Consider the following 22,177-nt stretch of genomic DNA (forward strand, 5'->3'; position numbering starts at 1 on the left):
TTCTATACTGCGCTTCATTTGTAGTATGGCCCACCTGCTTATTTTCCGACTTTTATCAAACTATAGTCTTCAAAACAGAAAGGAGCTATTATCAATTTCTTTATTTAACCTTTTTAAATTAATGATATGTTTAAATCCGTTGTATTATTTTTTGCGATTCTGTTGTTTTTGTTCGGTTTTGGAAAAATCAGGGAAAGCAATTTTCAAACCGAAGATGATGCTGCCAGTCTCAAGAAAGTATATGAAAAAGACTTTTATATTGGGGCGGCCGTAAACGACCGGATCATTACAGGAAACGATGCAAAAGCGCTTAAAGTCTTGAAAGGGGATTTCAATTCGCTAAGCCCGGAAAACGTTATGAAATGGGAAGCCCTTCATCCATCTCCCGATACCTATAATTTTGAGATGGCGGACAAATATGTGGCGTTGGGCAAAAAGAATAATATGCACATTGTAGGGCATACATTGTTATGGCATAGCCAAATTGGCCAATGGATGAATTCCGTCAAGGATAGCGCCCAAATGGCCAACTATATTAAAGAACACATTACCACGGTTGCAGATAGGTACAAGGGTAAGATAGACAGTTGGGACGTGGTGAACGAAGCGCTTAACGAGGATGGCTCTCTACGGGAATCCGTTTTCTTGGAAGTAATGGGAGAGCGCTATTTGGAGTTCGCTTTTAAAATGGCAGAAAAGGCCGATCCTTCCGCAGAGTTGTATTACAATGACTATAACATGTGGAAGCCTAAAAAGAGGGAAGGCGCCATTAGGCTTATAGAAAACCTTCAAAAGAACGGTGCTAAAATTCACGGGGTTGGTATGCAGGCCCACTGGGGTCTTACGGAACCTTCGTTGGATGAAGTAGAGGCAAGTATAGTAGCCTATGCCAAATTAGGGATTAAAGTAGCCATAACCGAATTGGACGTTACCGTTCTGCCCAACCCTTGGGAGCTGGAGGGCGCGGAAATAAGCCAGAACTTTGAGAACAGCGAGGAAATGAATCCATACCCGGATGCCTTGCCGGATTCTGTAGAAGTACAGTTGGCGGAGCGTTACCGAGATATTTTTAAGCTTTTCTTGAAGCACAGCGATAAAATTGACAGGGTTACGTTCTGGGGCGTGAACGATAGAAGCTCGTGGCTTAACAATTGGCCCATTAAAGACCGTACCAACTATCCGCTACTTTTTGATCGGGAGTACAAAACCAAAAAAGCATACTACGCTGTTACAGGCTTAAAAACCGATGCTACCAACCAACATTAATCTTCATGAATTTAGAATCTCAAAAATTATCCGTTAAGGAAAAAATAGGCTATAGTCTGGGCGATCTCTCGGCAAATTTGGTCTTTCAGACCTTAATGACGTACCTGGCCTATTTCTACACGGACATCTATGGCTTGGAAACCAACCATGCATCGGCCATTATGCTTACCGTAGGTCTTATTGCGGCCTTTGGTTTTAATCCTATTATAGGGGCTTTGGCAGACCGTACCACCTCCAAATGGGGTAAGTTTAGACCTTGGATTTTGTTTACGGCCATTCCGCTAGGAGTAGTGGCGCTGCTGGCGTTCAGTACACCTGATTTTGCCTATAAGGGCAAGGTCATTTATGCCGTGGTAACTTATACGTTGCTATTATTGCTGTACGCTGCGAACAACCTGCCTTACTCGGCCTTAAGTGGGGTTATTACGGGCGATATGGGCGAGCGAAACAGTTTGTCCGCTTACCGCTTTGTAGCGGTTATGTTCGCACAGTTTTTTGTTCAGGTTTTTATGTTACCCATAATTGAATCTGCAGGAGGTGGTGATAAAGCCGTAGGTATTGAAATTGTAATGACCTGGTTGGCCATTATAGGAACCGTAATGCTGATCATTACCTTTTTGACCACTAAAGAACGTATTGTTCCTACTTTGGAACAGAAATCTACACTTAAGGAAGATTTGGGTGACTTGTTCGGTAACAGGCCGTGGATCATTATGTTGGTGCTTACCACTTTGGTATTCATAACCTTGGCCATGAAAGGTGGCTCTTATGTGTATTATTTTGAAAATTATGTAAACGAAGAAAGCCTTACCCTTTTTATACAGCCCGTTCTTGATGGTTTGTCCGCTATTGGGGTCAACTTTTTTGGGGAAAATCCGGTATCCGCTGGTTTTGGCCTTTTTAATGCCGGGGGAATTATTTTTATGATTGTGGGTATTACGCTCTCAAAACGGTTCGCAGATACCTATGGTAAAAGGGATGTTTTTATGGTAGCCCTATTTTTATCAACACTGTTCATAGTTTTCTTTTACTTTTTTGCACCTACTTCTATTGGGTTGATTTTTATCTCACAAATTTTACACGGCTTCTTTTACGGTATCACCATACCCTTGCTTTGGGCTATGATTGCAGACGTTGCAGATTTCTCCGAATGGAAGAACAACCGTAGGGCCACTGCCATAATTTTCTCTGCCATGATGGTAGGGTTAAAAGGAGGTTTAAGTATAGGGAGCGCATTGGTAACCGCTATATTGGGTATGTACCATTATGTTTCAAAAGAAGCAGTGGTAGCCGGAGAAGCCATTGTGCAGCCGGAAACTGCAGTACAAGGCACCCGAATGTTAGTTAGTATCTATCCGGCCATTCCATTTTTGATAGGTATAGGTTTGTTGTTTTTCTATGAAATCAACAAAACAATGGAAACCCGCATAGAATTGGATTTAAAGAAACGAAGAGAAAAATAATATCTAAAACAAAACACAAGATTTCATGCCAGAAGAATCTATAGAAAATATCGATTTTGATAAGTTGAACGAAACGGCTATTTCCCAGCCATTGGTAAAGCACATATACACCGCAGACCCTTCTGCCCACGTTTTTAACGGAAAAATTTACATTTACCCATCTCATGATATAGAATCTGGGATTCCTTTTGATGACTTGGGAAGCCATTTTGCAATGGAGGATTACCACGTGCTTTCCATGAACGGAATAGCGGGTGAAACGGTAGACCATGGGGTTGCACTTCATGTTGATGATGTGCCCTGGGCGGAGAAGCAAATGTGGGCACCGGATGCGGCCCATAAAGACGGGAAGTATTATTTGTACTTTCCTGCTAGGGATTATAATGGAATTTTTAAAATAGGTGTTGCCGTAGGCGATGCTCCAGAAGGACCTTTTACGCCCCAACCCGAAGCTATTAAGGGAAGTTATTCCATTGATCCAGCAGTATTCGAAGACGAGGACGGAAGCTACTACATGTATTTTGGTGGAATCTGGGGCGGACAGCTCCAAAAGTACCGTAAAAATGCTTACGATAAGACCAATGAAATGCCCGAACCCCAAGAAACGGCCTTATTGCCTATCGTAGCCAAGTTAACGGACGATATGCTGGAGTTTGCCGAGGAGCCAAAAGAAGTACAAATTTTGGATGCCAATGGTAACCTTTTGTTAGAAGGGGATAATAACAGACGTTTCTTTGAAGCATCATGGCTACACAAATACAACGGCAAATACTATTTCTCATATTCCACTGGAGATACCCATTTCATTTGTTACGCTATAGGTGATAATCCATACGGACCTTTTACCTATGCCGGACGCATCTTGAATCCGGTTGTGGGTTGGACGTCTCACCATTCCATTTGTGAGGTAGATGGCAAGTGGTATCTGTTCTACCATGACTCTAGTCTTTCCCGAGGGGTTACACATTTACGGTCTGTAAAAGTTGCGGAGATTACTTATAATCCAGATGGGAGTATCGTAACCTTAGACCCATATAAAGAATTTTGATTGGATTTTATAATGAAGAAAAAGAGGGACTATCATTGTGGTAGTCCCTCTTTCTTTTTAAGTGCTATAAACTGCAAATAATCATTGTTTTTGGCCGCTAGAATGTAGGATTGGGAATTTACTTGAATAGGGGCCATATGCTTCACATCTCCGGTAACAAAAAAGCCGCTTTCAGAAGCTGTTATAGGTGTAAAACCTCCTTCTCCGTTACCTTCTAGGAAGAGTCCGTGGCTTGCATCGTTACGTGGAGTCTCAACTTCCGAGGCATAAAGGTTGCCCGCTACAAGAATATCTAGGTTTCCATCCTTATTATAATCGTCTACCAATATTTCGTTAATGCTAGAGGTTTGCGCTAACACCGGAAGCTTATGAACTATAAATTTCCCGTCCTTATTTTCTAAATAGATACTGGCAAAGGATTTTACTTGATAATGAAGCGCGGATTCCAGAGACTTTTCTGTGTAGACATCTTCTAAGGTTGCTTCGGCAAAACTCTCGTAATCCTGGAACTTCTGTTTTATAGCAGGAATCTGCTGTGACGAACATCCACGGCCACGAACAGGGTACTGTTTACCATCATTATAGTAACTAAGTACAATATCTTGGTTGTTGTCCTTATCAAAATCGCTCACGAAAATATCAAATGTTTCTTCTTCAGTGGCCTTATATTTATAGTTTTCACCATTGTTGCCCAAAACATAATCCATATCGCCATCCTTGTCAAAATCGCCTTGTTGAATGCTCCACCACCAGCCAGTAGTATCTTTAGTGAGCCCCCAAGACGCAGAAACTTCCTCAAAACCTTTCTCGGTATTTTGGAACAGGCGTATGGGCATCCATTCGCCCACAATCATAATATCCTGTCTGTTGTCATTATCAAAATCTGTAATTAGGGCGCTTGTGGCCATACCCAGATTTTGGAATTCTTGTGGTTGCATATCTTCAAAGACTTCAAAACTAACGTTGCCGTTTGTACTCGTGTTTTTAAGAAGGTAACTGGAAGTAGGGCTAGGGTAGTTTTTAGGAATCTGTCTGCCTAAGACCAGAAGTTCCGGTTTGCCATCTCCATTAAAATCGGATTGATAGACTTGGGAACTGCTAATTTTTAAATCCGGTAGGGCCGTGGCATCAGATTTTTGGAAATTGCCTTGGCCGTCGTTTAGATATAATCTATCTCGTAATGCATTAGAGTTTTCTGAAAATTCATATCCTCCACTTACCACGTAGAGGTCATTATCTCCATCCCCATCGGCATCAAAAATTAAAGAACCGGAATCCTCACTTATTATATCATCCTGTAAAAAGTTAGAAGATTGCTTTTCAAAGCCATCATCCGTCTGTAAAAATATACTACCAAGATTTCCGGAAGAGCCCCCTACGAAGTAGTCATCTAGACCATCATTGTTAAGGTCTCCAACAGCAAGAGTAGGACCAAAAGAGGACATTTTATGTGGGAGCAGAACCTGGTCCTCAAAATCATCGTATTCATTTTCTGTATGTTGATATTCAGGGAACTTTGAGTTGGTAACCGTGGCGAATAATTTGGTTTGAGATTCCTTTTTCTCCATATTCGTAACAGCACTCTCAAAATTTAAGGTCAGTGCTTGGTTGGCTTTTACCGCCTGCAGTTGTTGAACTTTTCCGTTAGGCCAAACCACTTTTAATCCGTCTACTTTAGAAGCGTTGCCCAATCCAAAATGAAGCATAGGAGCTACTGAAGACTGAAATCCTCTGGTCAGCGTTAATTCTTGCATTTGTGTCCGTCCATCAACCGTTACATATACACGGGCGCCTAGACCAAATGGATTGGTATTATTGCCTTTGAGCTGTATTTGTACATAATTATTGTTCTCCGAAGCGTTGTTCCTAAAAACCGAGGCTTTATCATCTATGTTATTGGTAACGATTTCCAAATCTCCATCATTATCAAGATCAGCATAGACCACGCCGTTGGAAAAACCCTTAAACTCAATGCCCCAATCCTTGTTGGCTCGTTTGAATTCTAAGTTTCCGTTGTTCTTAAAAATGAAGTTGTCTATTTTCTCAGATGGAATTTTTTGACTGAGTTCCAGTAGCGTATCATTCTTTATTTTGATGGATTTCAGTTTGTTGAAATAGTCATTATTATTGATTTCCCGTCGCGTACCGTTGGATACAAAAAGGTCTTTATACCCGTCATTATCAAAATCGGCAAAAAGAGGGCCCCAGCTCCAATCGGTTGAAGAGGTTCCGGTAATTCTAGAAACATTGGAAAAATGAGGAATGCCATCTTCAAAAACTCCAGAATTCATTTGCATACAATTGTGCATGTACTGGTAATGGAACCCGGCATCTACCACGTCCCAAAACAGTTGCGGATTCATGCTGGCCATATTGGCTTTTTTTCGTCGGTTTGATTTGGCGTCCATATCTACCTGGAAAATATCTAGGTTTCCATCGTCGTTAAAATCTGCTATATCGGCTCCCATACCATAAAACGCAGTATGGGATGTAGCTTGTTTTACCACTTCTTTAAATGTACCGTCCTGATTATTAATGTACATGAAATCAGGAGAATTAAAATCATTGGATACGTAAAGGTCCGGCCAAGTATCATTGTTGAGATCGCCTACGGTGGCACTTAAGGAAAGTCCGTACGCTTTAAGTCCCGAGGCTTCGGTAACATTGGTAAAGGTCTGTCCGTTGTTTTGGTACAAGTGCCCGGATTCATGGTCCTGGACATTTTTCATCTTATATGAATAAACAAAAGTGGGAGAGTCAAATTTAGTAGGAGGGTAGTTGGCTACGAACAGGTCCAAATCACCATCTTTATCATAATCAAAAAAAGTAGCTTGCACACTGTTGCCTATATCGTTAAGACCATATTCTGCCGCCTTTTCGGTGAAAGTACCATCTCCGTTATTCATGTAAAGTTCATTGTCCTTTGGACCGAATTTGCCACCTACGGAACAATAGATATCTAGAAATCCATCTGCATTTACATCGGCCATGGTAACTCCGGTATACCAACGGTTATCACCTGTTACGCCGGCCTTTTCCGTAATATCCTCAAATTGAAGATTACCCTTGTTCTGATATAATTTGTTAGAAACTTGATTTCCGGTAAAGTAAAGATCAACCAAGCCGTCATTATTAATATCCCCAGCAGATACGCCACCACCCATGTACAGGTACGAATAGGTAAAATAATTTAAGGAATCATTCTCCGTAAGGGTATTATTAAAGTGTAAACCACTAAGCTCCGGGTCTAAACCCGTAAATAATTTTGTTTCCACTTTATTGGATTCTATGGTGCAATTCACCAAAAAAAGAAGGATAATGGAGTATACCAGTGTTTTACCGTACATATTAAAATCCATTTGGATATGTGTTCAAATTTTTAAGATACAGCTTTTTTTAAATAGAATTGAAGCAAAAAAACAGTGTGTCGACCAAAACACACTGTTTTTAAAATAACTAACTCAAACTAACTCGTAAAATGTTTAATAGCCAGGATTCTGGTCTGCAGCAGAAATATTGATATTGGCATCAATCTCTGCTTGAGGTATAGGTAAAAGCTCATGCTTGCCTTCTTGGAACTGGGTCCCGGACAATTCTGTACTTGCAATTCCCCAACGGATAATATCATTGAACCTGCATTGCTCACCGGCCAATTCAACTTTACGTTCGTGTACCAAAGCATCAAAGACTTCAGCTTTGGATAATCCTGTAGGCAATGGGTCTAATGTAGCCCTTTCGCGAACTTGGTTGATGTAACCTATGGCTACATCTTGGTCACCTCCCGGTCTCATGCTCTCACACTCGGCCATCATTAACAAAACATCGGCATATCTTAAATATTTAAAGTTGATACCGGAAGTTTGATCCTCATTGGCATCTTTGTAATAGTTGTTGTATTTGGACCAGCCTGCATTGCCACCACCATTGCTAGGGAAAGCATCTACGGTTAATGAACCGTCAGGTCCAAACGTATCTCCGTTTACGTAAAAACTTTGCTCAAAACGAATGTCTCCAATTTCATATTCCTCCAATAAATCATCCGAAGGAAAAACATTGAACCAATCATTAAAGCCATATTCTTGACCTCTAAAAGTGGCCTCGTTAGGACCTTGACCGCTGCGGTCCGAGTTCCACTGTGCGCTGGTACCAAAATCATCATTATATTCAATTTCAAAGATAGATTCAACACCATGTTCGGTTTCTTCCATGAAATTGTCAAAGTAGTTGTCTTCCAATTGATAGCCGTTTAAAGCATTGAACTGAGCCAAAGCATCATCATATTGCTCCAAGAACAAGTATACTTTGCCCAGTAAGGCTTGAGCGGCCCCTTTTGTAGCACGGCCATTTTCTTCCTCACCCTTTACTTTAAGCACAGGAATAGCTTCTTGCAGGTCTTTGATGATCTGTGCATAAATTTCAGAACTAGGGCTCTTGCCTGGGCCGGAACCATCATCTGGGGGCAATGTAGTAACCAACGGCGCATCTCCATATCTGGTTACAATAAAGAAATGGAACAGGGCACGCAAGAACTTAGCCTCTCCAATGGCCTTTTGCTTTAGGGCATCGCTCATTTGAGAAGGTAGAATCTCATTGATTTTCTCTGAATTCTCAATAACGAAATTGGCTTTGTTGATACCTCTGTAGCAACTTTCCCAATAAGCTCCAATGGCGCCATGACTGGCATCAAATGAGAAATCAAGATATTGTCTTTTATCGGCCTCTAATTGGTTGTTTCCTCCGTTTTCATGAGACATATTATCCATCATAAAGAACATATGACGACTATAGAGGCCTCTGGTCTGCAAGTTAGAGTACACCGCGTTAACGGCAGACTGTACCTGGGTGCTGTTCGTAAAAAAGGTATCTGGCGAAAGTTCGTTCGGGTTGGTCAATTCCAATGAATCTTCATTACACGATAGCACCAGACCTATCGTAGCTATGACCGTTACTAATATTTTATTTCTTTTCATGATAATTTTTTTAGAATGATAGTTGAACTCCAAGTAATACTGATTTAGGCTGTGGATAGTTACCTCTATCTATTCCCAATTCATACTGGCTATTTCCACCATTATTTGTCAAAGGGTTTCCTATCTCTGGATCCAAACCTGAATAATCTGTTATAGTAATCAAGTTCTGACCGCTCACGTAAATTCTGCATTTAGAGAAGTAATCTTCCAAGGCAGTATTTTTTAAGGTATACCCCAGTGTTATGTTCTTTAATCTGGTAAATGAACCATCTTCTACGAAACGATCGGAAATGGAGTTGAAATTCTGGGCATTACCTCCTGCAGCAGGTACGCTATTTGATGTTCCTGGGCCCGTCCAACGGTTTAGGACATTAGTTCCTGCGTTGAACAACCTTGGCATACCTTCCAAGTCATAAATATTGGTGTTGTACACATCAACACCGGATACCCCGGATATGAATAGGTTAAGGTCTAACTGCTTGTAATTAGCGTTTAGGTTTAGCCCATAAGTGAAGTCAGGATATGGGTTTCCAATTTTCACACGATCGTCCGCATTAATTTGACCATCTCCGTTTTGATCTACGAATCTAATATCTCCAGGGTTAACCGGGAACTCACCATCAACAAGGGTTTGGTTTAGATTAGCGTCTACTTCTGCACGAGTTTGGTAAATACCGTCTGTTTCATAACCGAAGAAAAAGAACAAAGGCTCGCCCACTTCAATCCTTGAAATATCCTGAGACTCAAAAGTACCCCCAGAAAGCGACTCGTTAGATCCTAAGGATTTTACTTCGTTGGTAGACGTACCTACATTAAGATTGGCAGACCATGTAAAGTCTCCGTCGTAATCATTGTAACCAATATTAAATTCAACTCCATTCGTTTCAACAGAACCTACATTTTCGGTTACGGAACCAGAGTGAATTCCTAGTGACCCGGCAAGAGGGCGACTCATAAGTAAATCATCACTGGTGTTGTTGAAGTATTCAACGGCACCCGTTAGTTTACTATTGAACAGTTCAAAATCAAGTCCAATATTCATCATGGTAGTTTCCTCCCATTTTAAATCAGGATTAGCGAGTCCGCCTGCTGTTGTTCCAGTTGCCAATGTATCGCCAAACGGATAAAAGAAATCAGAAAGTAAGGTAGCGCTGTACTGGTAATTGTTAATACGGTCGTTACCCGTAATACCCCAACTACCTCTTAATTTTAAAGTGTTGAAAGCGGTGTCCGTAAGGAAATTTTCTTTGGCAATGTTCCAACCTAAGGCAACAGAGGGAAAAGTACCCCATCTGTTGTTCTCTCCAAATCTAGAGGAAGCATCGTGTCTGATTGATGCTGCAAAAATATACTTCTGGTCAAAGTTATAGTTTAACCTACCCAAATATCCTAAGCGGTTATATTCATACGTAAAAGACTGTAAGAATGCTTTTTCTGAAGATACTTGGTTAATATCATTGGTAATGGGGTTCTGACTATTACTGTTTAGAAGCTCATCTATGGTTTCTTGTTTCTCTGCAAGTACCAGTACATCAAAATTATGCTTGTCATTAACAGAGAAGGTATAGTTTAAGCTATTGGTAATCGTAATTGATTTTCTTAGGCTAGAATTTTTGGTAATGGCCGCAAATTCTGAGCTGTGCGTAGCTCCTTGACTATCATCATTATAAGAAGGTACAAAAATATTGGTATTGGCGTTTCTGTACTCTAGACCCACTTGACTTTTAAATTTAAGTCCGTCTATAATTTCAAATTCACCAAAAATACTACCAAGAACGGCAGATGATTTGTTCACGTGTTCCCCAAGGGTTTGAACTCTAATTGGGTTCTCGCCGTCTTGGCCGTCCGCATCATTATTTGGTCCCTGAAAACCTTGTAAGTTGTTAGGATTGTAAATAGGTAAATAAGGAGCGGCTTTTATAGCATGTTCCAAAAGGGACCTATCTCCTAGGTTTCTTTCAGGGTTTTGCTTTTGAAAGGAAACCGCCATGGTTTCGCCAAAATTAAATTTACCTACGGTAAAGTTACTATTGGCACGGAAAGAAAATCTTTCAAAGCCAGTTTCTATAATAGCTCCTTCCTGATCCATATATCCGGCAGAAAATCTGTAGTTGTTATTGTCACCACCACCAGCAAGTCCAAAATCTACTTTTTGCATAACACCCGTTCTAAATAGAGCGTCTTGAAAATCCGTAGTGTTCCCGTTAGATTGTGAAAGGGCGGAAGTTGGGGTAAACCCAAAAGCGTCCTGTGCGTACTGTAAGTATTGCTGTGTATCCAATAGGTCAAACCTTTGGTTTGAGAAATTAACCCCTGTATATGCATCAAGCGTCACTAAGGTTTTTCCGGACCTGTTTCCTTTTTTAGTAGTCACCATAACCACACCATTAGATCCCAAAGAACCATAAATGGCCGTTGTAGAGGCATCTTTTAGTATGTTGATGGATTCAATGTCATTAGGATTCAAATCGCCCAAACCGCCAGCAATAATACCATCAATAACATATAATGGATCATTGTTGTTCATAGTACCAAGACCACGAATACGAACTACCGGGGCGGTACCTGGAGAACCGGTATTTAAGACTGTAACACCTGCGGCCCTACCTTGCAAGGCTTGATCGGCACTAGCTACTGGTAATGCGGAGAGTTCTTCCGCTCCTACGGTGGCAATAGCTCCGGTTACTTCTGCACGGGACTGCGTACCGTAACCAACCACAACCACTTCATCCAAAGCTTGAGCGTCTTCTTGTAAGCTTACGTTTATAGAGGTTCTGTTTCCTACGGTAATGGTTTGTGATGTCATGCCTATATAGGAGAAAACTAAATTGTCCGAAGGGCTTACATTAGAAAGGGAATAGTTACCATCAAAATCCGTGGTTGTACCGTTTGTTGTTCCGGATACTAAGATTGTAGCACCTGGCAAGGGAGTTCCGCTTTCATCTGAAACCACACCATTAACGGTAGAGGTTTGAGAAAAAGCAAACTGTCCGATCATTACAAGACATGCAATGATCGCATGTTTAAGTTTAATCATAATCATTAAGTTTAGTTAGTTAATTTTTAGGATGTTGGTATCAATGAAAACATCACCGAAACAAATGTATGTGAAGGCTTGAACGAGAAGTAAAAGATTTGACGCATATGATGGAAATTTTGTTGCATTCCTTTTGTTATCCCAATATTTACGGGGTAAAAATGAGGAATTTAATAGTTTTGAGAGGTGAAAATTAGTAATGTGATATGTGTCTGAGAGGGCATAAATAAGAAGCGAAAAACCATATGTTATGCATATGTTTTACTTTGTATCATACAACTGCTAAATTGCTTTGAAAAAATCCTGAAATATAATACCAAGAAAACGGAGTTTATAGTGCAGCAAGGCTATGTTCGTAGTAACTAGAATATAGAGTACTTCAAAATACATAGAAACAAGTAGGGGAGAATGAAGGAGAGGACTTTAGGAGCAGCACTTAATGGGGAGGGATAAATAAAAAAGCCCGATGTATCATCGGGCTTTTCCATATAAATTATAAGGCTAAGATTTAAGCAACTTCAGCCTGAGTGTTTTCTTTTTTATTTTTCATCCAGAAATAGAGCAGGGTGAAAAGCACGATTAGAATACCAGGGAATATTGTCATTGTCAACAAAGTAGCTTGACCGGAAACCAAATCCAGTTCATCACCTGTAAAACCTTCCGCAGCAGCTTTTGCTTTATCGGCATCAATCCATCCACCAATAATTGGTTGAAAAATAGAGCTAGAGAACATACCTACGGCACCAACAATAGAAAGACCTAATGCACCACTTTTTGGAATTTTATCAGCAACAAAACCAATCATGTTAGGCCAGAAGTATGCAACACCTAGGGCAAAGAAAATAGCAGCAACATATGCCATAGCACCTGTTTGCGTGCTAAATAAGTAAATACCTAAAGTGGCAAGTACGGCAGAACCTAAAAGAACGCCGGTTTGGTTAAATCGCTTCACCATATTACCTCCAAAGAATCTTGCAATGGCCATTAGTCCCGCTGTTAAGGCAAGAATGATCATAGGGTTGGCTCCACTTTTAGAGAGGATAAGACCCACCCATTGGTTAGGGCCAAATTCGGAAATAGCCGTCAAAGACATACAAACCAACATAAAGATGAATAATGGCGATAACATAGCTTTTACGTTCCCGCCAAGTGTAGCGGCTTCTTCTACCTTAGCCTTAGGCCATGCTTGGCCAAAGAATAAATAGGCGTAGATTAAAGTAGGTATTAAAATAAGCCATATTTGACTTTCCCAGCTAAAGCTCATATCTGTCATAAAGCTTGAAATTAAGCTTCCTATAGCAATACCACCTGGGAACCACATGTGAAAACGGTTCATCATAGTACTCATCCTGTTTCCTTGGTATGCATTTGCAATCATAGGGTTACATGCGGCTTCGGTACAACCGTTACCCAAACCTATTAAAAGAGTAGAGATAAGAAGACCAGTATAACTACCGGAATAAATGGTAAGTATAATTCCTATAGCATGAGCAAAAAAAGCAAACTGCATTATGGCTTTACCACCAACTTTGTGGTAAATAAGACCCCCTATAACCATAGATAAAGGAAAGCCGATAAACCACATAGCGTTAATAAAGCCTAATTGTTCACCACTTAAACTGAGCTCTTCGCCCAATTGTGGTAAGATACCAGCCCTAATACTAAAAGAAAATGCGGTGGTAATAAGTGCAAAGCAACTCGCGTAAAAAAGTCTATTGGCGTTTGAAGCCATTTCATTTGTGTTTGTTTCCATATAATATTTGGTTTGTTGTTTTTGGTGTTCAGATTTGTAAAAGTAATTTTTATTAAAAGTTTTTTTACGAAAATCGAAACGAAAGATAATTTAAAAATATGTAATTGATAAAAAAAAAGTGAATTTAACAATCCTTGGTTTACTTGCCTAACACAGGAAAATTAGACAAAAAGTTCGTTTTTAAAATTCAAAATGTGTTAAAAGTACACTTAATTGAAATTGGAGGTATATCTTCAAGGTGCCAAAAGTCAGGTGGTTAGGAGTAAAAAAGACTTAAAGCTATTAAATGGCAGACTTACGGCTGAAAAGGTAGTTTGCGCCCATCCAATTGACTGGATATTCTTAAAACTAACAAATTTGTATTGCTTTGATAAAATAATGTTTCAGAAAGTGAGAAAAACGCAAATTTTGATGAAATAAGTTGGCTTATTATTTTTATATTCACAGTTGCTTCGTAGATGTACCAGCTACTGCAAATAATCCTAGAAATATACAGAAAATGAAAGTAGACAAGACCAAAACCAGTATGATCAAAAAATCCAGAAGAGATTTTGTTAGAAACACCGCCTTATTTACTGGCGGAGCATTGTTGTTGCCCAATTTACAGATGAGCGGTATGGCAAATGTATTAGGGGACAAGAAATTGAAATTAGCACTAGTAGGTTGTGGAGGTCGTGGAACCGGCGCAGCTGTACAAGCGTTGAATGCAGATGATAATATAGAGCTTGTGGCTATGGCCGATGCTTTTGAAGATCGTCTAAAAGGTAGTTTGGCCAATATTTCAAAGGCAATGGGCGAAACTAAAAAAATTAACGTGAAGGAAAAGAACCAATTTGTTGGTTTTGATGCAGCTACAAAGGCAATGGACCTAGCAGATGTTGTTATCCTAGCAACGCCTCCAGGATTTCGTCCGCAGCATTTTGAATATGCGGTAAACAATGGCAAACACGTCTTTATGGAAAAACCAGTTGCTACAGATGTACCTGGCGTTCGTAAGGTTTTGGCCGCTGCCAAAAAGGCCAAAGAGAATAAATTGAACGTTGTTGTAGGTCTGCAAAGACATTATCAAGATAGTTATCTATCTGCCATTGACCAGATTAAAAAAGATGCCATCGGTAAAATTGTTTCGGGACAGGTGTATTGGAACAGTGGTGGTGTTTGGGTTCGTGAGCGCCAACCACAGCAAAGCGAGTTGGAATACCAAATGCGTAACTGGTATTATTTTAATTGGTTATGCGGAGACCACATTTTGGAGCAGCATATCCATAATATAGATGTTGCCAACTGGTTTGTTGGTGAATACCCAATTTCTGCCCAAGGTATGGGTGGTAGACAGGTTCGCAACGGTAAGGACCATGGTGAAATTTATGACCACCACTTTGTAGAATACACTTATCCTAGTGGCGCGGTCATTGCTAGTCAATGTCGTCATCAGCCGGAAACTATGAGTAAGGTTTCGGAGTTTTTCCAAGGAACGAAGGGTACCGTTTATACAAAAGGGGATACCGCTACAATTACAGATTGGAGCGGAAACTCGGTCTTTGAACATAGAGGTAAGGATGATCCTAATCCATATGAAGTAGAACATGTAAAGTTGTTTGAATCCATAAGAAACGGAGGCGTAATAGCTGATGCCGAAAATGGGGCCAAGAGTACCATGAGTGCCATTATAGGAAGAATGGCAACGTATTCGGGTAAAGTAATTAAATGGGACGAAGCCATGCAATCTAACATTGATCTGGCACCTGATGATTTAACATGGGATTCTCCAGCCCCCGTACAACCTAATGCGGACGGTAGTTACAACATTCCAAAACCAGGTGAAACCGTAGTCATATAATTTATGAGTATCACAAAATAACAATGTCCCCGTCTTTTTCGGGGACATTTTTTTGTTTCCGTTTTAAAAGAAACAGACGGAATCCAATATAGTGGTTAACCGGAAAATAGGTTTAACTTTGTTTTCCATTTTTGAAATAGAATTATGCATAATACAATCAAAATACTTGCTTCTGTTGCGGTTTTATGTTTTGCCATAGGGTGCAAAGAAGATAAATCACAAAAGGCAGAGGTAGTAAAAACTCCAGAAAAGAAAGAGGAGTCCAAGCCAATTGTGGTAGATACAACGGTAGTTAAGGAAAAACCAGAAGATGTAACTACTCCCAAAGGAATGGTTTGGATTCCAGGAGCAGTTTTCTCACAAGGTGCCGTACCACAGGATAAAGGGGCAATGGAACATGAGAAACCAGCACATAAGGTTGCCGTTGATGGTTTTTTTATGGACATTACGGAAGTAACCAATAATCAGTTTAAAGAATTTGTAAAGGAAACAGGTTATAAAACAGTTGCCGAAAGGGAAATAGATTGGGAGGAAATGAAAAAGCAACTTCCCGAAGGCACTCCCAAACCACATGATAGTATCATGCAACCAGGGTCGCTAACGTTTAAGCAGGCAAAAAGTCCTGTGCCCAATCTTTATGATTTCTCACAATGGTGGAGTTGGACCATTGGTGCAGATTGGCAGCATCCTAACGGACCCAAAAGTTCCATTAAAGGAAAAGGGAATTATCCCGTAGTGCATATTGCTTATGAAGATGCCTTGGCTTATTGCGAGTGGGCCAACAGACGTTTGCCTACCGAAGCGGAATGGGAACGTGCTGCACGTGGTAATCACTTAACTACAACTTATTTCTGGGGAGATGAGGATACGAAATTATCGGAAAAAGCGAATACCTGGGAGGGTGAGTTTCCGGTAACCAATGTAGAAACGGATGGTTTTGGACTTCGGGCACCGGTAAAATCATATCCTGCCAATGATTTTGGTCTTTATGATATGGCCGGAAATGTTTGGGAATGGACCAATGACTGGTATAACACCAATTACTATAAAGAATTAAGCGCAACATATCCGGTAGCTAAAAACCCGTTGGGTGCGGATCAAGCCTATAATGAAAGAGACCCTTATGCAAGGGAGAAAGTTATGAAAGGCGGTTCGTTCTTGTGCAATGCCAGTTATTGCGCCAGTTATAGGATATCGTCTCGTATGGCTACAAGTTTAGATTCATCATTGGAACATTTGGGTTTTAGAACTGTTGCAACGCCCGATATGGTCCGCAATTCAAAATAAACAACTTCTCTTATGCAATTTTTAGAAAATTTTCAGCCAGAACTGGTTATATCATCACCGGGTAGAATTAACCTTATAGGTGAACATACGGACTACAACATGGGGTATGTGTTGCCTACGGCCATAGAAAAGAACATAACTTTTAGTTTTAGAAAGAACGGTTCTGACAACCAATGCCACGTGTATAGCAAAACTTACGATACGGGTTTTGAGATAGATTTGAATAAAATTGCAGTAAGCAAGGTAGAATGGGAGAATTATATCCTGGGCGTGCTGAACGAAATTTCAAAAAGAACCGATAAGGTAAGAGGTTTTGATTGTGTTGTAGAAAGTAATTTGCCTACGGGTTCAGGTCTTAGTTCATCTGCGGCCTTAGAATGTGGTTTGGCTTTTGGTCTTAACGAAATTTTTGACCTTGGACTATCAAAAATAGAAATGGTTCAGCTTTCACAAACCGCTGAACATACCTATGTGGGCACGCAGTGTGGAATTATGGATCAATTTGCTTCGGTTATGAGTGAGGCCGGTAATGTTATTTTATTGGATTGCCGTTCATTGGATTACGACCATATTCCAATAGATTTAAATCCGTATAAAATCATACTATTAAACACGAAAGTGTCTCATAATTTAGCTTCCAGCGAATATAATACACGTAAGCAAGAATGTGAACAGGGGGTAGCCATTATTCAGAAAAAACATCCAAACATAAAATCACTAAGGGATGTTGATAGCGAAATGCTCTTAGCTTCTAAAGAAGAGATGGATCCTATAGTTTATAATAGGTGTTCGTTTATTGTTAAGGAAAACGATAGGGTATTGGAAATGGTTAAAGCCTTAAAAGAGAACAATCTTAAAGAAGTAGGTCAGATTCTATATAAAGCTCACGAAGGAATTAGTACGGAGTATGAGGTGAGCTGTCCGGAATCTGATTTCTTGGTAGATTTCTCTAAAGGTAACGATCAGGTTTTAGGCGCTAGACAGACCGGTGGCGGTTTTGGAGGCTGTACCTTGAATATTGTACACGATAGTGCGGTAGAAGATTTTGTAAGTGCCGCAACCAAAGCATATAAAGATAAGTTTAATATTACTCTTGAAGCTTTTGAAGTCCGGCCAAGTGGCGGTACTTCCGCTATATAATTAAAAAGGCCGATTTAAAAAATCGGCCTTTTTTTTGTTTTAAACAATAGCTTTACGCCTGAGAGTTCATAAGTGCATCTTCCAATGCTAATTTTTTATGTCTGCTTAGCGGAATGGAATGCCCACATACTTCCACTTGGGAACCGTTAAATTTATCAACCCTATCTAAATTGATAATATAGGATTTGTGTACGCGCAAGAATCTATCCTTAGGTAGCTTCTCGGCAAAAGATTTCATGGTAGATAAGATTAAAATATTCTTTTCTTCGGTTACCACCTTTATGTAATCGCCAAGACCTTCGATCCATTTAATATCACCAAGAACGAGCTTTAATTTTTTAAGTTTGCTGTTTACATAAATGTAATCGTCCTCATTTTCCTCAACTTCAATATTATTTTGAAGGGCCCTTTTTATAGCAGTGTTAAAACGGCTTTGGCCAATGGGTTTGAGAAGATAATCCGTTACATCGTAATCAAAGGCCTGCATGGCATATTCTTCTTTTGCCGAAATTAAAATGATCTGCGGACGATTTTTTAAAGAATCCAAAAATTGAAACCCGTTAATGAGCGGCATTTCTATATCAAGAAAAACAAGGTCAACATTGTTCTTCTCCATATGTTTTTGAGCTTCTACCGCATTCTTGTAGTCGGCTAGAAAACGCAGGTTAATATGATTTTTTATAAGCTTGGCAACTGCGGTACGTTGTGTTTTAGAGTCATCTATAACTACGCACGTTAATTTTACAGAGTTCATATTAAGAGGATTGCTTAAAAAGTATGTAACTTCTTAAAGAGGTTAAATATTAATTAACTAATCACCTTCTTTTAACAGTTGTGGGGCCAGATAAAATAGGTTAGCTATTACAAATATATAGTTTAAAAATTTATTGGCTCCCCAGCTCATTTAAAATTAGACTTGACACCCGTAAAATTCCGAATATTTCATTCAAAGCTGATAGATGTCATGTTTTTTCTCTTTAAAAGGATATAGTTTTATTAAATCAAATCAAAAGTCATGCTAAAAGTCCTTTTGCCCACAGATTTTTCTGAAAATTCTAGAAATGCCATTGATTATGCCATGCGATTGTATGAGCATACAGAGTGTGTCTTTTATTTCTTGCACACCTATACTCCGGCAGCCTATAGAATAGATTACATCTTAGGTTCGCCCGCACAGGTAGGATTGGGAGATAATTGGCAATTGGAAGCAGAAAGTCAAATGCATGATTTCTGTACCAACATTGCAGAGGAGAACCAAAACCCAAGGCATACATTTATTGAACACATAGCTTTGGAATCCTTGTTAACCGAAATTCTAAAGTTATCTGCAAAAGAAAAAATAGATCGTATTGTTATGGGTACCCAAGGGGCAACAGGAGCAAAATCTGTTTTTTTAAGTACGAGAACGGTAAACGTAATTAAGATAGCGGCATGTCCGGTACTAGTAATTCCTAATGGATGCTTTTATAAAGAGCCTAAGAAAATAGCATTGGCAACTCATTTTAAAAGAAACTTCTCCGCAGACGTTTTGGAGCCTATAAAAGAAGTACTCAATAAGTACGAAGCCAGTATGCATGTAATGCATATAAATGAGGAGGAGCGGTTAGATTCTATACAGATTTCCAATAGAAATACCTTAGAAGCTTATTTATCAAAGTATAAACTCTCCTACCATTGGATGCCCAATTTTACAAACAAGACAAAGAGTATTCAGGTTTTTCTTAACGAGTTGGATATTGATATTTTGGCCATGATCAAACATGATCATGACTTTCTAGAGGGTTTAATGAGAGAGCCTGTAATCAAAAAAGTAAGCTTTTGCGTAGAAATACCTTTTTTGGTGGTGCCAGTTGCCAACTAAGCCAAGAGGTATCTTTAGGAAGTTCCTATGGCGTTCATAAAAGAATCCCTTCGGCTTCTGCTTAGGGTTATTTTTTTACCTTCAACCTCTACCATGGTGTTGTTGAATTTTTCTATTCTTTTTAAGTTGATGATATAAGATTTGTGAATACGTACAAATTGCGAAGTAGGTAGTTTTCCTTCAAAAGCTTTCATAGAGGATAATACAATGTGGTTAGATTTTTCGGTGACTAATTTTACGTAATCTCCTAAAGCTTCTATCCATTTAATATCCTTGTAGTTTATTTTTACTTTTCTTGAATTGCTTTTCACAAAGAAATGCGCTTCATCTTGCAAGATTGCTGTCAGTTTAGCATTTCGCAGTGCTTTTTCAATTGATTTGTTAAATCGTGAGGACAAAATAGGTTTCAGTAAATAATCGGTTACTTCATAATCAAATGCCCTAAAGGCATAATCTGGCTTACTGCTTACCAATATAATTTGCGGACTTTTTTTAAAGCTTTCAATTAAATCAAAACCGGTAATCAACGGTAATTCCACAGTCAAAAAAAGGAGATCAACATTTTCGTTCGCTCTATGGTTTTTTGCTTCTATTGCGTTTCTATAGGTTTTTTTTAACTTTAAACTCGTGTGTTGATGAATTAATTTTTCCAGTTGCTTGGTGTGAGCAAGAGAATCTTCAATAATTGCACATGTCAACTTTAAATTTTCCATAATAGCTTGTTCTTTTTCAACCAGTATTTACGAGATGCGCATATGAAGGGTTTGGTTTTTCAAGAACTTTTTGTTAATTCATCTTTCGTTTTTAAATGAAGAAAGCTTAAAACCTTAGTGTTTGTTGAAGGTCTGCGGCATTGTAAGTAAGCAGAACAAATACGACCAATCCCTAAAACTTTTAATAACTTTTAGAAGGGTCTTTTTGCAAAAAGGCTATTTTTGTTTTTTAACTATTTTAAAATGAGTATTTGATTATGTCTGAGAAAATAGAAAGGCTTAAAACGTTGATTATAGGATCGGGACCTGCAGGTTATACTGCGGCTATTTATGCGGCCCGAGCAGATTTAAAACCGGTTGTTTATACTGGAATGGAGCCAGGAGGACAATTGACCACTACAACTGAGGTCGATAATTTTCCAGGCTACCCTGAAGGTATAGACGGACCAAGCATGATGGTGCAATTGCAACAGCAAGCAGAACGCTTTGGTACTGAGGTACGTATTGGCATGGCTACCGCTGTTGAGTTGAGTGATACCGTTGGAGGTATACACAAAGTTACTATTGATGATTCTAAGACTATAGAAGCAGAGACTATCATTATCTCTACGGGAGCTTCTGCAAAATACCTTAATATCCCTAGTGAACAACGTTTACGTGGAGGTGGTGTTTCGGCATGTGCCGTTTGTGACGGATTCTTTTACAAAGGTCAAGATGTGGCTATTGTAGGTGCGGGAGATACTGCAGCGGAAGAAGCTTCATATTTAGCTAATATTTGTAACAAGGTTACTATGTTGGTGCGTAAGGACCATATGCGTGCTTCAAAAGCAATGCAACACCGTGTTGAAAGTATCAAAAATATTGAAATTAGATATAACACAGAGGTTGATGAGGTTCTAGGTGAACAAGTTGTAGAAGGCTTGCGAATGGTGAACAACCAGACAGGGGCAAAAGAGGATATTGCTATCACAGGACTTTTTATAGCTATTGGCCATAAACCGAATACGGATATATTTAAAGGTCAATTGGATATGGACGAAACCGGGTATATTATAACCAAGGGAAAATCTACCAAAACTAACAAACCTGGTGTTTTTGCCAGTGGAGATGCTCAGGACAAGGAGTACCGACAGGCCGTGACGGCAGCAGGTACAGGTTGTATGGCTGCGTTGGATGCAGAGCGTTATTTGGCTACGGTAGAAACTCCGCAGGAAGCAATCTAAGAATTGTAGGATATAAATTAGAAAAAAGCTGCTTTACGCAGCTTTTTTTATGGGTAATTGTTAATCTAAACGTTTATAATTTTCAGAATTTATCCTGTTTCCTTCTTCATCCCTAAAAATTTGACTGTACCTATCTTTTTCCAAATGTAATTCCATGTGCCATTTCATATCGGAATTGGCAATTTTTCTCATGGAGGCAGACATGTACTCTAACTTTTCCGTTAAGGTACTGTCCGTAGTTTCATAAGAACCATACCCGAACCACTCTACGGAATCGTTGGGTACGTAGCGGGTCCACATGACCTTACCGTTATAATACATTTTAATTTGTCGGTACCCGTCAACCGCAAGGAGTGTATCGGAAGGGTGTACGCCATCATTGTAGTTGTAGTGGCTAACAAGTTCCCAAGTCCCCTCAATGGAAGGGTGGTAGGGAGTGGATGGTGGTTCCAAGTTAGTAGCGGAAACAAGTAAAAAAGAAATACAGATTATAGTAATTAGTTTTTTCATGGCTAAGTGTTTTAAATGTTATTTGCGTTTTGATAAAACCAACTAAGAGGCATTAGCTTTATGGTT

The 22,177-nt window shown here is 39.5% G+C and carries 15 protein-coding genes; 8 read left to right on the plus strand and 7 right to left on the minus strand.

Annotated features, from left to right (window positions below; all coding sequences use genetic code 11):
- Window positions 1-126 precede the first annotated feature (126 nt).
- The 3 genes from SJY45_RS00680 to SJY45_RS00690 are packed head-to-tail and all read left to right on the plus strand — an operon-like array spanning window position 127 to window position 3,777.
- Window positions 127-1,266: an endo-1,4-beta-xylanase gene (locus SJY45_RS00680; RefSeq protein ID WP_400072921.1), complete on the plus strand. Its 1,140-nt coding sequence runs from the start codon at window positions 127-129 to the stop codon at window positions 1,264-1,266.
- Between the two features lie 5 nt (window positions 1,267-1,271).
- Window positions 1,272-2,729 (plus strand): MFS transporter, encoded by a 1,458-nt coding sequence (locus tag SJY45_RS00685; RefSeq protein WP_289063445.1) that lies wholly within the window; start codon window positions 1,272-1,274, stop codon window positions 2,727-2,729.
- Between the two features lie 25 nt (window positions 2,730-2,754).
- Complete coding sequence (locus SJY45_RS00690; protein ID WP_303406035.1) at window positions 2,755-3,777, plus strand: glycoside hydrolase family 43 protein; 1,023 nt, start codon at window positions 2,755-2,757, stop codon at window positions 3,775-3,777.
- Between the two features lie 32 nt (window positions 3,778-3,809).
- Here SJY45_RS00690 and SJY45_RS00695 read toward each other — a convergent pair whose 3' ends face one another.
- The 4 genes from SJY45_RS00695 to SJY45_RS00710 form a co-directional block, all read right to left on the minus strand.
- Window positions 3,810-7,136, minus strand: a complete 3,327-nt coding sequence (locus SJY45_RS00695) for a VCBS repeat-containing protein (RefSeq protein ID WP_400072922.1) — start codon at window positions 7,134-7,136, stop codon at window positions 3,810-3,812.
- Window positions 7,137-7,259: 123 nt separating this feature from the next.
- Complete coding sequence (locus tag SJY45_RS00700) at window positions 7,260-8,747, minus strand: RagB/SusD family nutrient uptake outer membrane protein (RefSeq protein ID WP_289063454.1); 1,488 nt, start codon at window positions 8,745-8,747, stop codon at window positions 7,260-7,262.
- Between the two features lie 10 nt (window positions 8,748-8,757).
- On the minus strand, window positions 8,758-11,784 hold the full coding sequence (locus SJY45_RS00705) for a TonB-dependent receptor (protein WP_246560442.1): 3,027 nt from the start codon (window positions 11,782-11,784) through the stop codon (window positions 8,758-8,760).
- 508 nt (window positions 11,785-12,292) lie between these two features.
- A complete protein-coding gene (locus SJY45_RS00710; RefSeq protein WP_400072923.1) occupies window positions 12,293-13,537 on the minus strand; it encodes an MFS transporter in 1,245 nt (414 codons plus the stop codon).
- A gap of 499 nt (window positions 13,538-14,036) precedes the next feature.
- Here SJY45_RS00710 and SJY45_RS00715 point away from each other — a divergent pair, with 499 nt between their 5' ends.
- From SJY45_RS00715 to galK, 3 genes are all read left to right on the plus strand, one after another.
- Window positions 14,037-15,377, plus strand: coding sequence for a Gfo/Idh/MocA family protein (locus SJY45_RS00715; RefSeq protein ID WP_400072924.1), 1,341 nt, complete (start codon window positions 14,037-14,039; stop codon window positions 15,375-15,377).
- Between the two features lie 144 nt (window positions 15,378-15,521).
- Complete coding sequence (locus SJY45_RS00720) at window positions 15,522-16,664, plus strand: formylglycine-generating enzyme family protein (protein ID WP_400072925.1); 1,143 nt, start codon at window positions 15,522-15,524, stop codon at window positions 16,662-16,664.
- A gap of 12 nt (window positions 16,665-16,676) precedes the next feature.
- Entirely contained in the window at window positions 16,677-17,804 is a 1,128-nt protein-coding gene (galK, locus tag SJY45_RS00725; RefSeq protein WP_400072926.1) for a galactokinase, read from the plus strand.
- Window positions 17,805-17,856: 52 nt separating this feature from the next.
- Here the strand turns inward: galK and SJY45_RS00730 are convergent, their stop codons facing one another.
- Window positions 17,857-18,558: a LytTR family DNA-binding domain-containing protein gene (locus SJY45_RS00730; RefSeq protein WP_215914708.1), complete on the minus strand. Its 702-nt coding sequence runs from the start codon at window positions 18,556-18,558 to the stop codon at window positions 17,857-17,859.
- 261 nt (window positions 18,559-18,819) lie between these two features.
- On the opposite strand from SJY45_RS00730, the gene SJY45_RS00735 reads away from it, so the two are divergent.
- Window positions 18,820-19,665: a universal stress protein gene (locus SJY45_RS00735; protein WP_400072927.1), complete on the plus strand. Its 846-nt coding sequence runs from the start codon at window positions 18,820-18,822 to the stop codon at window positions 19,663-19,665.
- A gap of 14 nt (window positions 19,666-19,679) precedes the next feature.
- Here SJY45_RS00735 and SJY45_RS00740 read toward each other — a convergent pair whose 3' ends face one another.
- A complete protein-coding gene (locus SJY45_RS00740) occupies window positions 19,680-20,378 on the minus strand; it encodes a LytR/AlgR family response regulator transcription factor (protein ID WP_400072928.1) in 699 nt (232 codons plus the stop codon).
- A gap of 257 nt (window positions 20,379-20,635) precedes the next feature.
- Between SJY45_RS00740 and trxB the strand changes: the two genes are divergently transcribed.
- Window positions 20,636-21,601 (plus strand): thioredoxin-disulfide reductase, encoded by a 966-nt coding sequence (gene trxB / locus SJY45_RS00745; protein WP_215438869.1) that lies wholly within the window; start codon window positions 20,636-20,638, stop codon window positions 21,599-21,601.
- A gap of 60 nt (window positions 21,602-21,661) precedes the next feature.
- On the opposite strand, the gene SJY45_RS00750 is transcribed toward trxB, so the two are convergent.
- Window positions 21,662-22,111 (minus strand): hypothetical protein, encoded by a 450-nt coding sequence (locus SJY45_RS00750; protein ID WP_215438871.1) that lies wholly within the window; start codon window positions 22,109-22,111, stop codon window positions 21,662-21,664.
- Between the last annotated feature and the right edge of the window lie 66 nt (window positions 22,112-22,177).

This window comes from Zobellia russellii, assembly GCF_044597075.1.
GTDB classification, from domain to species: Bacteria; Bacteroidota; Bacteroidia; order Flavobacteriales; family Flavobacteriaceae; genus Zobellia; species Zobellia russellii.

Bases quoted from the DNA above. Each gene is read 5' to 3' on its own strand.
- trxB (WP_215438869.1), top strand. From the start codon at position 20,636: ATGTCTGAGAAAATAGAAAGGCTTAAAACGTTGATTATAGGATCGGGA.
- SJY45_RS00740 (WP_400072928.1), bottom strand. From the start codon at position 20,378: ATGGAAAATTTAAAGTTGACATGTGCAATTATTGAAGATTCTCTTGCT.
- SJY45_RS00730 (WP_215914708.1), bottom strand. From the start codon at position 18,558: ATGAACTCTGTAAAATTAACGTGCGTAGTTATAGATGACTCTAAAACA.
- SJY45_RS00715 (WP_400072924.1), top strand. From the start codon at position 14,037: ATGAAAGTAGACAAGACCAAAACCAGTATGATCAAAAAATCCAGAAGA.
- SJY45_RS00705 (WP_246560442.1), bottom strand. From the start codon at position 11,784: ATGATTAAACTTAAACATGCGATCATTGCATGTCTTGTAATGATCGGA.
- SJY45_RS00685 (WP_289063445.1), top strand. From the start codon at position 1,272: ATGAATTTAGAATCTCAAAAATTATCCGTTAAGGAAAAAATAGGCTAT.
- SJY45_RS00700 (WP_289063454.1), bottom strand. From the start codon at position 8,747: ATGAAAAGAAATAAAATATTAGTAACGGTCATAGCTACGATAGGTCTG.
- SJY45_RS00680 (WP_400072921.1), top strand. From the start codon at position 127: ATGTTTAAATCCGTTGTATTATTTTTTGCGATTCTGTTGTTTTTGTTC.
- galK (WP_400072926.1), top strand. From the start codon at position 16,677: ATGCAATTTTTAGAAAATTTTCAGCCAGAACTGGTTATATCATCACCG.
- SJY45_RS00690 (WP_303406035.1), top strand. From the start codon at position 2,755: ATGCCAGAAGAATCTATAGAAAATATCGATTTTGATAAGTTGAACGAA.
- SJY45_RS00720 (WP_400072925.1), top strand. From the start codon at position 15,522: ATGCATAATACAATCAAAATACTTGCTTCTGTTGCGGTTTTATGTTTT.
- SJY45_RS00710 (WP_400072923.1), bottom strand. From the start codon at position 13,537: ATGGAAACAAACACAAATGAAATGGCTTCAAACGCCAATAGACTTTTT.
- SJY45_RS00750 (WP_215438871.1), bottom strand. From the start codon at position 22,111: ATGAAAAAACTAATTACTATAATCTGTATTTCTTTTTTACTTGTTTCC.
- SJY45_RS00735 (WP_400072927.1), top strand. From the start codon at position 18,820: ATGCTAAAAGTCCTTTTGCCCACAGATTTTTCTGAAAATTCTAGAAAT.
- SJY45_RS00695 (WP_400072922.1), bottom strand. From the start codon at position 7,136: ATGGATTTTAATATGTACGGTAAAACACTGGTATACTCCATTATCCTT.